A 15,239-nucleotide genomic window follows, 5' to 3' on the forward strand; every position below is an offset into this window, starting at 1 on the left:
TCAGGCGCGGGGCTTGGCGCCCCGGATGCACCGGGGGGCCGACCAGGAGACGTTCGGCTCCCTGCCGGGGTTGATGCGCAGCACCGCGCCGACCCGGAAGCAGTAGCCCTTGCGGGGGTCCAGGCCGGAGACGGTCGCGCTCTTGCCGCCGACGCCCGCGTTGACGAAGGCGACCTTCCCGTAGGGGGCCTGCTGCACGATGATCGGCAGCTCCCGGGCCTCGGGCCGCAGCCGCCAGGCCAGCACGGCGTTGCGGCCCGCCGCCTTGACCGCCAGCCCGGCGGGGCGGGTCTCCAGGTAGCGCTGCTTCCCGATGGGCCGGGCCGGGGCCCCGGACGCGGTGGTGGGCCGCCCGCCGTTCTGGGCGGCGGTCCGCCCGTTCCGCTCGGGCTCCTCGTCGCCGGTCAGGGCGAGCGCGCCGATCCCCACGGCCGCGCCGCCGACCAGCGCGACGGCCGCCGCGACGATCAGGCCCCGGCGCGGTCCGGCGCGTTCGGCCGGGCGGGGGGCCTCAGGCGGCCACGAGGGTGAGGTGTTCCCGCCCGGCGCGAACGGCTGCGGTGCGGGCGGGTGCGGTGCGGGCGGCTGCGGTGCGGGCGGGTGCGGTGCGGGCGGCTGTGGTGCGGGCGGGAGCGTCCGCGCGCCCGCCTGCGCCTCCTGCCGCTGGGCGGTGGCCGGGTGCCAGGGGGACGGCGGTTCGGCCGGGGCCGCGACGGCCCGCGGGGCCGCCGGACCGGCCACGGTCGGGGCCCAGTCGGGCACCGGCGGTGGCTGCGGGTAGGTGGAGGAGCCGCCGGTGTGGGGTTCCCCGGCGGGCGGCGGGGCCGGGAACCCCGTCTCGCCCCCGCCGCTGTGCGCCAGGTCCGTGACCGGCAGCCCCAGCTCCCGCTGGATCTGCTGGAGGCGCTGGGCGAACGCCACGGCGCTGGGGAACCGGTGCTCGGCGGGCTTGGCCATCGCCTGCGCGATCGCCTCGTACACCGGGCGGGGCACGTCGGCGCGGCGGAACGGCGGCGGCGGGTCGTTGAGGATCCGCAGCATCAGCTGCGCGATGCCCTCGCCCTGCGGGCCCCGGAACGCGGGCTGCCCCGCCAGCAGCTGGTACAGCGTCGAGCCCAGCGAGTAGACGTCGGAGGCGACGCCGGGCGTGCGGCCCTCCAGCACCTCGGGCGCGGCGTGGTGCGGCGTGAACGCCTGGGTGTGGCCCTGGTCGAAGGAGTCCACCAGCCGGGCGATGCCGAAGTCGGCCAGCGCGGGCTCGCCGTACCGGGAGACCAGGATGTTCTGCGGCTTGACGTCGCGGTGCAGCACGTCGGTCTCGTGCGTGGCGGCCAGCGCGCCCGCCATCTTGACGCCGATCCGCAGCACCTCGGCGACCGGCAGCGGGCCCTCCCGCTCCAGGCGGTCGGTGAGCGAGCCGTGCTCGAAGTACTCCATCGCGATGTAGGGGCGGCCGGACCGGGTGGCCCCGGTGTCCAGCACCGTCACGATGTTGGGATGGCCCGACAGCCTGCCGGTGATCTTGCTTTCGCGCTGGAAGCGGCGCAGGGCGGCGTCGTCCACGGAGCCGATCGACAGCACCTTCAGCGCCACCATGCGGTCCAGGCGTTCCTGGTGCGCGCGGTAGACGACGCTGAACCCGCCCTCGCCGACCTGCTCCAGCACCCGGTAGCCGGGAACGTCCTCGGTCATCGGTCGGCGGAACCCTCTCGGTGGGGGAGTGCGCGGCGGGGGCGCGCGGCCGGGGACGGTCCCCGGAGGACACAGCGTAGTACGGGGACGAAAGGGACGGAGCGGGACGGCGGACCGGACTAGTCGTTAGGTATTGAACTACGTACCGGCGCCATGACACCCTGCCGACGAGGAGCCCCCACCCCGAGGAGCCCACCGTGACGGCAGTGACCGAGGACGGCGGCACCCAGGGCGGCGCTGCCCAGGACGGCGCTGCCCGGTACGGCGACGACCCGTGGCACCGGTCCTACGCGGCGCTGGACGACGAGCACGACTACACCGTCGACGAGATCGACGGCAGGCTCCCCGAGGGCCTGACCGGCACGCTGTACCGCAACGGCCCCGGCCGCTGGCAGGTCGGCGAGACCCTGCTGGACCACATCTTCGACGGCGACGGCATGGTCTCGCTGTTCTCCTTCGCCGGTGGCGCGATCCGCTACCGCAACCGGTACGTGCGCACCCGCCACTACCGGTACGGGCAGCGGCACGGCCGGGTCGGGCTGCGCGGGCTGGGCACCCGGCGGCCCGGCGGCGCCCTGGCCAACGCGCTGCGCCCGCCCGCCAACGTCGCCAACACCGGCGTCGTGCTGCACGGCGGGCACCTGCTGGCCCTGTGGGAGGGCGGGCGCCCGTTCCGCCTGGACCCCGACAGCCTGGAGACGCTCGGCGAGCACTCCTTCGGCGGGCGGCTGACGGCGCTGTCGGCGTTCTCGGCGCACCCGTCGCGCTGCCCCGACACCGGCGAGCTGTTCAACTTCGGGATGGACCTCACCCGGCCGCGCGGCCTGCGCCGCTACCGCGTCGACACCGGCGGCCGCCTGCACCGCCTGCCGCGCGTCCCGCTGCCCTACACCCCGTGGAACCACGACTTCGCGCTCACCCGCCGCCACATGGTCTTCGTGATCAACCCGGTGATCCCGAAGGCGGGGCGCATCCTGCTGGGCGCCGGCTCGATCGTCGAGGCCCTGGCGCACGAGCCGCACCGGCCCACCTGCTTCGTGGTCGCGCCCCGGTACGGGGGCCGGGCGCGGGTGGTCGAGCACGAGCCGCTGCTGGGATTCCACCTGGTCAACGCGTTCGAGGACGGCCCGGACACGGTGGTGGAGTTCGTGCGGTTCCGGGACTGGGAGTCGGCGATCCGGCCGTTCAGCGAGTTCCGCACCAGCGACTTCCCGTGGGGATGCGCGCTGGTGCGCTACCGGATCGGCGCCAACGGCCGCGTCACCGGCGAGGAGGTGTGCGCGCTGCCGTTGGAGCTGCCGCACGCCGACGTGCGCCGGGCGGGCCGCCCGCACCGGCACACCTACTTCGCCGGGCGCACCCCGAACGGCGTCGGCGTCCACCACCTCGACCACGCGACCGGGCGGCGCCGGGTCCACGAGCTGCCGCCCGGCCACGGCTTCGGCGAGCCCGTCCTCGTCCCCCGCGCGCCGGACGCGGCCGAGGGCGACGGCTGGCTGCTCGCCCTCGCCTACGACCCCGAGGAGCACCGCTCCCGGCTGCTGGTCCTCGACGCGCGGGACGTGGAGGCCGAGCCCCTCGCCGTCGCGCACCTGAGGCACCACATCCCCATGGGATTCCACGGGTCGTTCACCGAACGGGTCGCGCACCCGCCGCGCTGACATCGGCAAAAGAACGGAAATAGCGGCGCCGCCGGTTAATCGTTCCTTCAATTCCGCGCCCGCCGCTCATCCGCCTCCCTAGCCTCTGGCCTGCAATCGACCCGCGGGCGTTGGAGGAGTTCGGCGATGCCGGAGCAGACCATGGCGGAAACCCCGGTGGAAGCCGGGTCGCGGTACGGGGACCTGGTGTGGCTGGCGTATTTCGCCCTGCCGGGCAAGGGGAAGCGGGCGTACCGGCTGGCGGTCGCCCGCCGGATCGTCGACGGCGCGGCCCGGTGGGGCGGCGACCCCGAACGGCGCCGCCTGCGGGTGCTGCGCCGCGCCATGCGGCCCTCGCGCCGCATGTACCGGGGCCTCGGGCCCTGGCTGCGGGCGCTGCCGGTGCGGCTGCCCGACCCGGCGGTGACCGCCGCGCTGTCGCGGCTGGACGCGGGCGTGCGGGTGGCGTGCGTGCTGCTGCGGGTCGCCGGGATGCCGCGCTACCGGGTCCGCGACGACCTGGTGCGGCTGGGCGTCCGCGATCCGTGGGCGGTGATCGAGGCGGCCGAGGTCGCGCTGCTGCCGCCGGTGGAGCGCCCCGACCCGGTCCCCGACGCGCTGGCCCGGTCCGCGCGCCGCCCGGTGCTGCCGATCGCGGTCGGCGGCGTGCTCACCGCCGCGCTGGTCGGCGTGCTGGTGGCGACCGAGGGCGGAACGCTGCCGGGCGGTGGCCGCCCGGCCGCCGCCGGGCCCCCGCGCCTGGTGACCGCCCCGCCCGACGCGTGGCGGCACGCCCCCCGCGACCTGGACGGCTGGCCCGCGCGCGGCGACCTCGCCGGGGACCGGGCGTTCACCGGCCGGGCGCTGGCGGCCTGGGCGGCGCGCGGCACCACCACCCGCGTCGCGCAGCTGCTGTACGCCGGGCGCGTCGGCGGGGAGCCGGTCGCGGTGCTGCGCGGCGGCGACCGGATCGCCCGCTACAGCGGGACCAGCGGCGCGCTGGACGTCGTCACCGGCGGGGCCGACCCCGCCGCGCCGGTCGCGCTGGGCGGCGGCCGCTACCTGCTGGCCCCCTGGGACACCGGCGCCACCACGCCCGAGGGGCGCGAGGTCGCCGTGCGCGACGGCGTCACCGACCCGGTCACGGCCGGCACCCGCTGCGGGCGCGGCCCGCTGCTGGACCTGGAGGGCGCCGACGGCCGGCGCACCGTCGGCGACCTGGGCGGCGCGCGGCCGGTCGTGCTCGCCCACCGCCCGCCCACCCACCGGGCCGGCGCGCCCGAGCCGCGGCCCGCCCGCCTGAAGCCCGCCGGGCGGCGGCTGTGGGAGCGCCTCGGCTGCCTGCTGCCCCGGCCCGCGCGCCCGGTCACCGAGGCGGCGGCCTGGGAGTTCTGGACCGGGCGCCTGCCCAAGGGTGGCCCGAAGGCCGGATGGGTGTGCACGCGGATGACGTTCGCGAACGGCGGCACCACCGCGCAGGCCACGCTGCTGGCGGGCCGGGAGCACCTGGACACCGGCTGGTGCGACGACCGGCGGCCGGTCAGCGGCACCTGGTGGCGCGACCCCGCCGACCGCCCGCGCTACCTGGCCGCCGCCGCGCGGGGCCTGGAGCCCCGGGCCGAGGGGCCGCTGCGCGGGCCGCGCGTGAAGCGCCGCCTGCTGGACGCCGCGCCGAGCGGGAGCGGGGGGACCGACGCCCCCGTCACGCTGACCGCCCGGGAGGACTGACCGCGTCCCGAACGGCCCACCCCGTCAGGAACCGCTTACTTCGATCGGGCACACTGGGGGCACCGATCGAAAGGGGTCGCTGTATGGGCAAGGGTCCGCTGTCGGGAGTGCGGGTGGTCGAGCTGGCCGGGATCGGGCCGGGGCCGTTCGCCGCGATGCTGCTGGCCGACCTCGGCGCCGACGTCATCCGGGTGGACCGCGCCGCCGCGGCGCGGCGCGGCGGGGGGAGGACCGGCGGCACCGACTTCACCAACCGGGGCAAGCGGTCGATCGCCGTCGACCTCAAGAGCGAGCGGGGCCGGGAGGTCGTGCTCGCGCTCGTGGAGAGGTCCGACGTGCTGATCGAGGGGTTCCGGCCGGGGGTGACCGAACGGCTCGGGCTCGGCCCCGACGACTGCCTGGCCCGCAACCCGGGGCTCGTCTACGGGCGGATGACCGGATGGGGCCAGCAGGGCGCGCTGTCCAGGAGCGCCGGGCACGACATCGGCTACATCGCCGTCACCGGGGTGCTGCACGCCATCGGCCGCGCGGGCGGGCCGCCCCAGGTGCCGCTGAACCTGCTCGGCGACTTCGCGGGCGGCAGCATGTACCTGGTGGTCGGCGTGCTGGCGGCGTTGCTGGAGTCGAAGCTGAGCGGCGAGGGGCAGGTGGTGGACGCGGCGATCGTGGACGGCGCGGCGCACCTGTCCACGTTCATCCACGGTTTCATGGCCGGGGGCATGTGGCGCGACGAGCGCGGCGTGAACATGCTGGACACCGGCGCCCCCTGGTACGACGTGTACGAGACCGCCGACGGGGGGCACGTGGCGGTCGGCGCGATCGAGCCGCAGTTCTACGCCGAGTTCCTGGAGCGGCTCGGGCTCGCCGACGCCGACCTGCCCGGCCAACATGACCACGACGGATGGCCCGAGCTGCGGGAGCGGTTCGCCGCCGCGTTCAAGGCGAGGACGCGCGACGAGTGGGCCGAGGTGTTCCTGCCCGGCGACGCGTGCGTGGCCCCCGTGCTGTCGATGGCGGAGGCGGCCGCCCACCCCTGGAACACCGAACGCGAGGTGTTCGTGGAACGGGACGGCCACCGCCAGCCCGCCCCCGCGCCGCGCTTCTCCCGCACGCCGGGGGAGACCGACGGCGTCCCGGTGCTGCCGGGCGGGCAGACCCGCGACGTGCTGGCCGACCTCGGCTTCGAGGACGTGGACGCGCTGCTGGAGAGCGGCGCGGTCGTCCAGTCCTGACGACGCCGGTGGGGGCCCGCATCGCGGGCCCCCACCGGCGTCCGTCAGCGGGCCTCCAGACGGGTGCCCTCGCGCAGGGTGACCGTCATCAGGTCGGTCGGACCGTCCACCTCCAGGCGGTGCCAGCGCCCGCGCGGCACGATCACGGCGGTGCCCTCGGCCAGCGTCGCCGCCTCCTCGGCCCCGCCCTCCTCCGGCGGGCGCAGGAACAGCCGGGCCGAGCCGCGCAGCACCGCGACGACCTCCTCGGCCTCCGGGTGCACCTCCCAGTGGTCGGGGTGGGCGTCGGCGAGGCCCTCCAGGCGGAACGCCGCCAGATGCCAGCCGCCCGCGCCGCCGGCCATGCGGCGTTCCCCGGCGGTGACGCTCCGGTCCTCGCGCAGGTACAGCGCCTGCGTGAACAGATCGATCGGTGTGACGGTCATGAACGGGCCCCTTCGGTCTCGGTCTCGATGTCGGCCCCGGCGGGAGCGGGGAGGTCGGTGGGCGCCGCCGGGACCGCGCGGCGGCGGGAGGGCAGCACGGTGATCGCGACGGCGGTCGCCAGCAGGAACAGCGCGGCCGTGACCTGGAGGGCCAGGGCGTAGCCCGCGCTGAGGGCCTGCGGGGTCGCGGCCGCCCCGGTGCGGTCGGCGGCCAGGGTCGCCAGCGCCGCCAGGCCGACGCAGCCGCCGAGCTGGCGGGAGCTGTTGAGGACGCCCGAGGCCGTGCCCGCCTCGCGCGGGGCGACGCCGGTCGTCGCGGCGGCCGCGACCGGCCCCAGGCACAGCCCGAGCCCCACGCTGGCCACCAGCGACGGGCCGAGCACGTCGGAGACGAACCCGCCCGCCGGATCGACCAGCCCGAACCAGGCGAAGCCCGCCGTCGCCAGCAGCCCGCCCGGCACCAGCGAGGCGCGCGGCGAGCGGCCCGCGCCGATCCGGGTGGCCAGCGCCACCCCGGCCACGGTGCCGAACGAGAACGGCAGGAACGCCGCCCCCGTCGCCGCCGCGCCCATCCCCAGCACCTGCTGCATGTAGAGCGAGACGAAGTAGAACGCCGCGAACTGGCCCGCCGCCGCCAGGAACACGAACGCGTTGGCGCCCGCCACCCACCGGCTCCGCAGCAGCCCCGGCCGCACCAGCGGGGAGGACGACCGGAGCTCCACGGCGGCGAACGCCGCCAGCAGCACCGCCGCCGCGCCCAGCGTGGCGAGCGTGGCCCCGGAGGACCAGCCGACCCGCTCGGTGCGCACCACGCCCAGCACCAGCAGCCCGGCACCGCCGGTCGCCAGCACCGCGCCGGGCATGTCCAGCCGGTCGCGGCGCGCGCCGCGGACGTCGGCCGGGACGGCGGCGGCCAGGGCGAGGGTGAGCGCCACGATCGGCAGGTTGACCAGCATCACCCAGCGCCAGCCCGCGTACCCGGTCAGCAGGCCGCCCGCCAGCACGCCGAGCGCGCCGCCCGCCGCGTTCACCCCGCTCCACACCCCGAGCGCCCGCACCCGCGCCGGGCCCTCGGGGAACGCCACCGTCAGCGCCGCCAGCGCCGCCGGGGCCAGCGCGGCGGCGGCCACGCCCTGCGCCGCGCGCGCCGCCACCAGCTGCCAGGGGGCCTGCGCCAGCCCGCCGGCCAGGGAGGCCGCGCCGAAGGCGACCAGCCCCGCCACGAACAGCCGCCGCCGCCCGAACAGGTCCCCGGCCCGCCCGCCGAGCAGCAGGAACCCGCCGAACGTCAGCGCGTAGGCGTGCACCACCCACGACAGGCCCACCGGCGTGAAGCCGAGGGAGGAGCGGATCGCGGGCAGCGCGACGTTCACCACCGACATGTCGAGCGCCACCAGGAACTGGGCGAGCGAGACCGCCGCCAGGACGGCGCCGGGCCGCCCCCGCATATTTTTGTACATGTATAAAAACTAGCCCGCGCCATCCCCCGTGTCGAGTCCGGGGTCGAGCACCGGGCCGCGGATGCGCCATCATGGGGCATGCCCAAGTCGACGTCAGCGCAGGTGGGACGGCCCCCCAAGTTCTCCCGGGCGGAGATCGTCGCGGCGGCCGGGCGGATCGTGGCGGCCGAGGGCGTGGCGAGGCTGACGATGCGGCGGCTGGCCAGGGAGATCGGCGGCACGCCGATGGCGCTCTACCACCACGTCCGCGACAAGGAGGAGCTGCTGCTCCTGCTGCTGGACGACCACGCCGAGCGGATGCCCCGCCCCGACCTGCCGGACGACCCGCTGGACCGCATCGTCACCGTCGCCGCGGCGATCCGCGACGGGCTGGCCGACTGCCCGTGGATCGTGGAGGTCCTCACCGCCGACGACCTGATGTCGGAGGCGGCGCTGTGGTACGTCGAGCACATCGTGGCCGCCGCCGTCGAGGCCGGGCTGAGCCCCGAGCGGGCCGTCCACGCCTACCGCGCGATCTGGCACTACACCGCGGGCGACCTCATCGTCCGGACGGCCGCCGCCCGGCGGCGGGCCGACGACGAGCGCCCGACCCGCCGCGAGGAGGTCTTCGCGGACCTGGACGCGGCCGCCTACCCCCACCTGGCGCGGGTGGCCGACCGCTGGGAGCCGCTCACCGGGCAGGACACCTACCGGCGCTCCCTGCGGGCCCTGGCCGCGGGCCTGCTGGCGGAGGGCTGAGGGACCGGCGGATCAGGACGCGGCGGTCTCGCGCTGCGTCCTGGACGGCTTCGGCCCGCCCCGCTCCCCCTCGGTCCGCTTCGGCGCGGCGCCGTGCTCGGGCTGCTGCCGGCCGCCGTAGCGGCGGATCGAGGCGTAGGCGACGCCGATCCCGGCGGCCACCGGCCAGCCGATCGCGCCGCCCGCCGCCAGCACGCCCAGCCCGACGTAGACCGGCAGCCCCTTCTTGGCGGGCAGCACCCGGCCGGCGATCGCGAACGGCGCGGCGGCGGCGTCGACGACCGTCCTGGGGATCGTCACCGTCACCCCTTCCCGCCGTGCCGTCTGCTGCGCCGTCTCCTGCTGCGCCGCGTTCCGCCGGGCCGTCTCCCGTGGCTCGGCGGCCCTGGTGCTCTTGGCGGGCATGGTCCCACCTCCTGGTAGCGAGGACGACGAGGATCCCTACCCCGGATCGGGGTGAACAAGCCGGGAACGATCAGTGAAGAAATTCCTCGTCAGGGCGGGTGTCAGGACCGCTGCGGGGGGTAGTGCCTGAGCGGCAACGACCCCGCTACCGAAGGTGACCCAGATGGGAATCCTGCGATCGGCCGTGCGCCTGGCCGCCGGAACGGCCGGCACGGTGGCAGGCACCGTGGTGGACGCCCCGCGCCGGGCCGTCCAGGCGCTGCCCGACGCCCTGCCCCGCGTCCCGGTGCCCCGCGTCCCGATCCCGCACGTCCCGATCCCGCACGTCCCGATCCCGCACGTCCCGACGCCGCCCAGGCCCCAGATGGCCGACCTGGAAGGGCTCATCGGCCCGCGCACCAAACGGCGGATCTGGTCGCGGAGCGGCCGCGCCTACATCGAGCTGCGCGGCGTCCAGGCGGACCACACGCCCGCCGCCGCCGACCTGCGCACCGCCGCCTCCGCGGCCGTCCGGCGGATGAAGGGCGTGCGGTGGGCCGAGGTCAACGCCGTCACCGGCGAGCTGCTGTGCGTCTTCGACGAGGGCAAGATCTCGCTGGACGCGCTGGTCGAGGCCGTCACCTCGGTGGAGGACGAGCACGGGGTGCCCGACGAGGCGTTCCCGATGCACACCCACCCGGCCGACCAGAACCCGATCACCGCCGAGACGATCGCGCTGGCGTCGGACTGCGCGGCGTTCGCGATGGCCGCGACCGGCCGCTGGGTGCGGTGGCCGAAGCTGCCGCCCGCCGCGCGGCTGGCCCTGGTGTGGGTGGACAACCAGCCCCGGCTGCGCCGCGAGCTGGAGCTCCGGCTCGGCCCGCACGGGGCCGACCTGATGCTGGCCGTCGGCAACGCCGTCCTGCACGGCCTGACCCAGGAGCCCGCCGCGCTGGCGGTCGACGCCGTGCACCGGGGCGTGCTGCTCACCGAGCTGACCGCCCGCCGGGCCGCCTGGTGCCGGTGGGAGGAGGAGCTGTGCGCGCCGGGCCTGCCCGCCGAGGCCCCGCAGCGCGCCGACCGCCCCCGGCCCCTGCCCGACGGACCGGTGGAGCGCTGCGGCGACCGTACCGCGCTGGCCGCGATGCTCGGCGCGGGCGGGCTGCTGGCCGCCAACCGCGACCCGGGCGCGGCCGCCGACCTGATGCTGACGATGGTGCCCAAGGCCGCGCGGCTGGGCCGGGCCGGGTTCGCCGCCATCCTCGACCGGGAGATGGCCCGGATCGGGGTGGTGCCGCTGGACGGCTCCGCCTACCGGCGCCTGGACCGGATCGACACGGTCGTGGTGGACTCGCGCGCCCTGTGCGGGGAGGCGCTGGAGATCCTGTCCGCCGACGACGCCGCCACCTGGCGGGTCGCGGCCCGGCTGCTGCGGCGCGACCCGGAGATGGAGGGCGTGCCCGACCGCGACGGCCGCAAGCTGGAACGCCTCGACGACCGTCCCCCCGAGCATCCCGAGGGCACGCGGCTGCGGGTGTGGAACGACGACGGCACCGCGCTCGGCGAGGTCGTCGTCGGACGGCGGCTGGAACCGCTCGCCGAGGCCGTCCTCTCCGCCGCCCGCGACGGCGACACCCAGGTGCTGCTGACCCGCAACGCCTCCACCGCCGACCTGCGCGCGCAGGTCGACGACGTGCTGGACGCCGAGGTGCCGCTCGCCGACCACGTCCGCGACCTGCAACGCGACGGCCGGGGCGTCGCCCTGGTCACCGTCGAGGACGAGGACGCCGCGCTCGCCGCCGACGTCGGGATCGGCATCCTCGGCGGGCGGTCGGTCTCCTGGGGCGCCGACCTGGTCTGCACCGGCGGGCTCGCGCAGGTATGGCGGCTGCTGACCGCGATCCCCGTCGCCCACGAGGCCAGCGAACGCGCCGTGCGGCTGTCGGCCGGCGGCACCTCGCTGGGCGCGCTGCTGGTGCTGACCCAGCGCCGGTCGCAGTCGCCGTTGAAGCTGGCCCCGGTCCAGGGCGCGGCACTGTCGGCGCTGGTCGGCGGGGTCGTGACGGCGCGGCGGCTGGCCTCGCGGCCCCTGCCCGCGCCGATGCCGCGCGTCCCCTGGCACGCCCTGGACCCCGAGTCGGCGGTCGAGCAGGCGATGCGGCTGCGCCCCGGCGACGAGGAGGAGCGCCCCCGGCGCCACCGCGTCCGGTCGGCGCGCCCGGTGCGGGCCGCCACCGACCTCGCCCGCGCCGTCGGCCACGAACTCCAGGACCCCCTCACCCCGATCCTGGTGCTGGGCGCGGCGGCCTCCGCCGTCGTCGGCTCCGGCGTGGACGCCGCGCTGGTCGGCGGCGTCATGGCGGGCAACGCCGTCATCAGCGGCGTGCAGCACGCCCGCGCCGAACGGGCGCTGCGCGGCCTGCTGCTCGGCCAGCGCCCGCCCGCCCGCCGCGTCGACGCCGCCCCCGACGACCTGCCGCCGATCCAGAACGGCAACGGCTGGGAGCGCTGCCAGACCCTGCCCGCCGAGCGGCTGCGCCCCGGCGACATCATCGCCGTCGGCCCCTCCGACGTGGTGCCCGCCGACGCCCGCCTGCTGGCCGCCGAGGGCCTGGAGGTCGACGAGGCGAGCCTGACCGGCGAGTCGCTGCCGGTCGGCAAGTCGCTGGAGGCGGTGCCGGGCGCCGACCTCGCCGACCGCAGCTGCATGGTCTTCGAGGACACCACCGTGCTCACCGGCCGCGGCTACGCCGTGGTCGTCGCGACCGGCCCGGCCACCCAGGCGGGCCGCGCCGCCGTGCTGGCCGGGCGCGGCGCGGCCCCGACCGGCGTGCAGGCCCAGCTCAACGAGGTCACCCGGATCGCGCTGCCGCTGACCGGCGCCAGCGGCGCGCTGGTCAGCCTGCTCGGGTTGGTGCGGGGCGTGTCGATGCGGCAGGCGATCTCCTCCGGGGTCGCGGTCGCCGTCGCCGCCGTCCCCGAGGGGCTGCCGCTGGTCGCGACCGTCGCGCAGCTCGCCGCCGCCCGCCGCCTGTCCAAGCGCGGCGTGCTGGTCCGCTCGTCGCGGACGCTCGGCACGATGGGCCGCGTCGACACCCTGTGCTTCGACAAGACCGGCACCCTCACCGAGGGGCGGCTGAAGCTCAGCCGCGTCAGCGGCCCCGGCCGCGAGGTGGAGCTGGACAGCGCGCCCGGGCGGCGCGTCCTCACCGCCGCCGTCCGCGCCTGCCCGCAGGGCCCGATCGAGACGGTGAAGCACGCCACCGACCGGGCCGTGATCGAGGCCGCCGAACGCCACCTGGACGGCGACCCCGGATGGGAGCTGCTGCACGAGACGCCGTTCGAGCCGAGCCGGGGGTTCGCCGCGGCGACCGGCCGCGACGGCGACGCCCCCTACGTCGCGGTGAAGGGCGCCCCCGAGGCGATCCTGCCGCGCTGCCACCGCGTCGCGGAGGGCAAGGGCACCAAGCCGCTCACCGACGAGCGCCGCGCCAAGGCCCGCGAGGCCGAACGGGGCCTCGCCGGGCGCGGCCTGCGCGTGCTGGCCGTCGCCGAGGCCCGCCCCGGCGACCTCGACGACGTCGAGAAGCTGGGGGAGACCGTCGAGCTGGTGCTGCTGGGATTCGTCGGCATCGCCGACCCGCTGCGCCCCGGCGCCGCCGAGGCCATCACGACCCTCGCCGACGCGGGCATCCGCGTCGCGATGATCACCGGGGACCATCCCGAGACCGCCCGCGCCATCGCCGCCGAGCTCGGCATCGCCACCTCGGGCGACGACGTGATGACCGGCGCGGAGCTGGACCGGCTCAGCGAGCGCGAGCGCATCGAGCGCATCCCCCGCACCAGCGTGTTCGCCCGCGTCACGCCCGAGCACAAGGTCGGCATCGTCAAGGCGCTGCGGCGCTCGGGCCGCGTGGTCGCGATGACCGGCGACGGCGCCAACGACGCCGCCGCGATCCGGCTGGCCGACGTCGGGATCGGGCTGACCTCCGGGGACTCGCGCGCCGCGCCGTCGGCCGCCGACCTGATCCTGCCCGGCGGCGACCTGCCCGGCATCGTGGCGGCGCTGCTGGAGGGCCGCACCCTGTGGGAGAGCGTCCGCAACGCCGTGTCGATCCTGGTCGGCGGGAACGCGGGCGAGATCGCGTTCACCGTCTACGGCACCGCGCTGGGCGGCAAGGCCCCCTTGAGCACCCGGCAGCTGCTGCTGGTCAACACGCTGACCGACATGCTCCCGGCGCTGGCGGTGGCGCTGGCCCCGCCCGGCGCCGACGACGAGCGGCCGCCCGGCCGCGGCACCCTCGGCGACCCGCTGCGCGACGCGATCGCGCTGCGCGGCGTGGTCACCGCGCTCGGCGCGATCATGGCCTGGCAGGCGGGCCGGTTCACCGCCCTGCCGGTCGCGCGCGGGGCCCGCGCCGGGACGATGGGCCTGGCCGCGCTGGTGCTGACCCAGCTCCTCCAGACGTTGCAGACCGGCTGGCGCAGCCCGTGGGTGGTGGCCACGTGCGCGGCGTCGCTGGTGGTGCTGGCCGCGGTGATCGAGACGCCGGGCGTCAGCACGTTCTTCGGCTGCGTCCCGCTGGGGCCGGTGGCCTGGGCCCAGGTCGTGGCCGCGTCCGGGACGGCCACCGCGCTGGGCGTGCTCGCCCCGCGCGTGCCGGTGCCGGAACCGGTGTCGAAGATGATCGATAAGGCGTGGGCCCGGGCCGCCGACCTCACAGGCCGAGGCGCTTAGCGACGATCTCGTTCATGATCTCGTTGGTGCCGCCGCCGATGCCGAGGATGCGCGCGTCCCGGTAGTGGCGCTCCACCTCCGACTCGCGCATGTAGCCCATGCCGCCGTGCAGCTGCACCGCCTCGTGCACGACCTGCTCGACGCACCGCACCGCGGTGTTCTTGGCGAACGCCGTCTCGGTCAGCACGTCCTCGCCCGCCACGTACCGCTCGGCGACGTGGCGGGTGTAGGCGCGGGCGACGTCCACCTGCCGGGCCATCTCGGCGATCTTGTGCCGGACCAGCTGCCGCGACGACAGGGGGCGGCCGAACGTCTCGCGCGTCCGCACCCACTCCAGCGTCAGGTCCAGGCAGCGCTGGGCGGTCGCGTACGCCTGCACGGCCAGCGACAGGCGCTCGGTGACGAAGTGCTGCACGATCTGGAGGAAACCGGAGTCCTCCGCGCCGACCAGGTTCGCCGCCGGGACGCGCGCGTCGGTGAACGACAGCTCGGCGGTGTCGGAGCACAGCCAGCCCATCTTGTCGAGCGCGCGCGACACCGCGAAGCCGGGCGTGCCCCTCTCGACGACCAGCAGCGAGATGCCGCCGACGCCGGGCCCGCCGGTGCGCACCGCCGTGGTCACGAAGTCGGCCCGCACGCCGGAGGTGATGAACAGCTTGGAGCCGTTGACGACGTAGTGGTCGCCGTCGCGGACGGCGGTGGTGCGGATGCCCGCCACGTCCGACCCGGTGTCGGGCTCGGTGATCCCCAGCGCGCCGATCATCTCCCCGGCCAGCGTGGGCCGCGCGAACCGGTCGATCAGCGCGGCGTCGCCGGAGGCGATGAGGTGCGGCAGCGCGATGCCGTGGGTGAACAGCGACGCCACCACCCCGCCGGAGCCGCCCGCGACGATCAGCTCCTCCGTGACGATCAGCGCGTCCAGCGGGTCGCCGCCCGACCCGCCCGCCTCCTCGGGGAACCCCGCCCCCAGCAGCCCGGCCGCGGCGGCCCTGCGGTGCAGGTCGCGGGGGAGTTCCCCGGCCCGCTCCCAGTCCGGCAGGAACGGCACGACCTCCTTGGCCGTGAACTCGCGGACCAGCTCGCGCAGCGCCGTGCGCTCGGGGGTGTTCCAGGGACCCATGGCAAGACCTCCCCATATCAGAATCGGATTCGGAATCTAACAGTGGCGGCCGGGTCGGCGACAGGCGGTAACACTCTCCGTG

General features: G+C 76.7%; 10 protein-coding genes. 5 read left to right on the top strand and 5 right to left on the bottom strand.

The genetic code is table 11. The features are described from left to right. Complete coding sequence (locus HNR61_RS37440; RefSeq protein WP_182847862.1) at positions 1-1,692, bottom strand: serine/threonine-protein kinase; 1,692 nt, start codon at positions 1,690-1,692, stop codon at positions 1-3. 197 nt (positions 1,693-1,889) lie between these two features. Between HNR61_RS37440 and HNR61_RS37445 the strand changes: the two genes are divergently transcribed. The 3 genes from HNR61_RS37445 (at position 1,890) to HNR61_RS37455 (ending at position 6,292) form a co-directional block, all read left to right on the top strand. Then, entirely contained in the window at positions 1,890-3,353 is a 1,464-nt protein-coding gene (locus tag HNR61_RS37445; protein ID WP_220510258.1) for a carotenoid oxygenase family protein, read from the top strand. A gap of 126 nt (positions 3,354-3,479) precedes the next feature. Continuing rightward, positions 3,480-5,060 carry a hypothetical protein gene (locus tag HNR61_RS37450; RefSeq protein WP_182847863.1) on the top strand — a complete coding sequence of 527 codons (1,581 nt, stop codon included), beginning with the start codon at positions 3,480-3,482 and terminating at the stop codon, positions 5,058-5,060. Between the two features lie 83 nt (positions 5,061-5,143). Next, positions 5,144-6,292, top strand: a complete 1,149-nt coding sequence (locus HNR61_RS37455) for a CaiB/BaiF CoA transferase family protein (protein ID WP_182847864.1) — start codon at positions 5,144-5,146, stop codon at positions 6,290-6,292. 44 nt (positions 6,293-6,336) lie between these two features. Here HNR61_RS37455 and HNR61_RS37460 read toward each other — a convergent pair whose 3' ends face one another. Both HNR61_RS37460 and HNR61_RS37465 read right to left on the bottom strand, forming a co-directional pair. Then, positions 6,337-6,717 (bottom strand): cupin domain-containing protein, encoded by a 381-nt coding sequence (locus HNR61_RS37460; RefSeq protein WP_182847865.1) that lies wholly within the window; start codon positions 6,715-6,717, stop codon positions 6,337-6,339. Continuing rightward, a complete protein-coding gene (locus HNR61_RS37465) occupies positions 6,714-8,177 on the bottom strand; it encodes an MFS transporter (protein ID WP_182847866.1) in 1,464 nt (487 codons plus the stop codon). The genes HNR61_RS37460 and HNR61_RS37465 overlap by 4 nt, the downstream gene beginning before the upstream one ends. A gap of 78 nt (positions 8,178-8,255) precedes the next feature. Between HNR61_RS37465 and HNR61_RS37470 the strand changes: the two genes are divergently transcribed. Further along, positions 8,256-8,915 carry a TetR/AcrR family transcriptional regulator gene (locus HNR61_RS37470; RefSeq protein WP_182847867.1) on the top strand — a complete coding sequence of 220 codons (660 nt, stop codon included), beginning with the start codon at positions 8,256-8,258 and terminating at the stop codon, positions 8,913-8,915. Positions 8,916-8,927: 12 nt separating this feature from the next. Here the strand turns inward: HNR61_RS37470 and HNR61_RS37475 are convergent, their stop codons facing one another. After that, the gene (locus HNR61_RS37475; RefSeq protein WP_182847868.1) at positions 8,928-9,320 is read right to left on the bottom strand and encodes a hypothetical protein; all 393 of its coding nucleotides are present in this window, start codon (positions 9,318-9,320) and stop codon (positions 8,928-8,930) included. A gap of 163 nt (positions 9,321-9,483) precedes the next feature. Here HNR61_RS37475 and HNR61_RS37480 point away from each other — a divergent pair, with 163 nt between their 5' ends. Then, positions 9,484-14,037, top strand: coding sequence for a cation-translocating P-type ATPase (locus tag HNR61_RS37480; RefSeq protein ID WP_220510259.1), 4,554 nt, complete (start codon positions 9,484-9,486; stop codon positions 14,035-14,037). Here the strand turns inward: HNR61_RS37480 and HNR61_RS37485 are convergent. Further along, entirely contained in the window at positions 14,018-15,157 is a 1,140-nt protein-coding gene (locus tag HNR61_RS37485; protein ID WP_182847869.1) for an acyl-CoA dehydrogenase family protein, read from the bottom strand. The two genes, HNR61_RS37480 and HNR61_RS37485, sit on opposite strands and share 20 nt — an antisense overlap. Positions 15,158-15,239 lie beyond the last annotated feature (82 nt).

Origin of the sequence: Actinomadura kijaniata (genome assembly GCF_014138665.1) — a bacterium.
In the GTDB taxonomy this organism is placed as follows: domain Bacteria; phylum Actinomycetota; class Actinomycetes; order Streptosporangiales; family Streptosporangiaceae; genus Spirillospora; species Spirillospora kijaniata.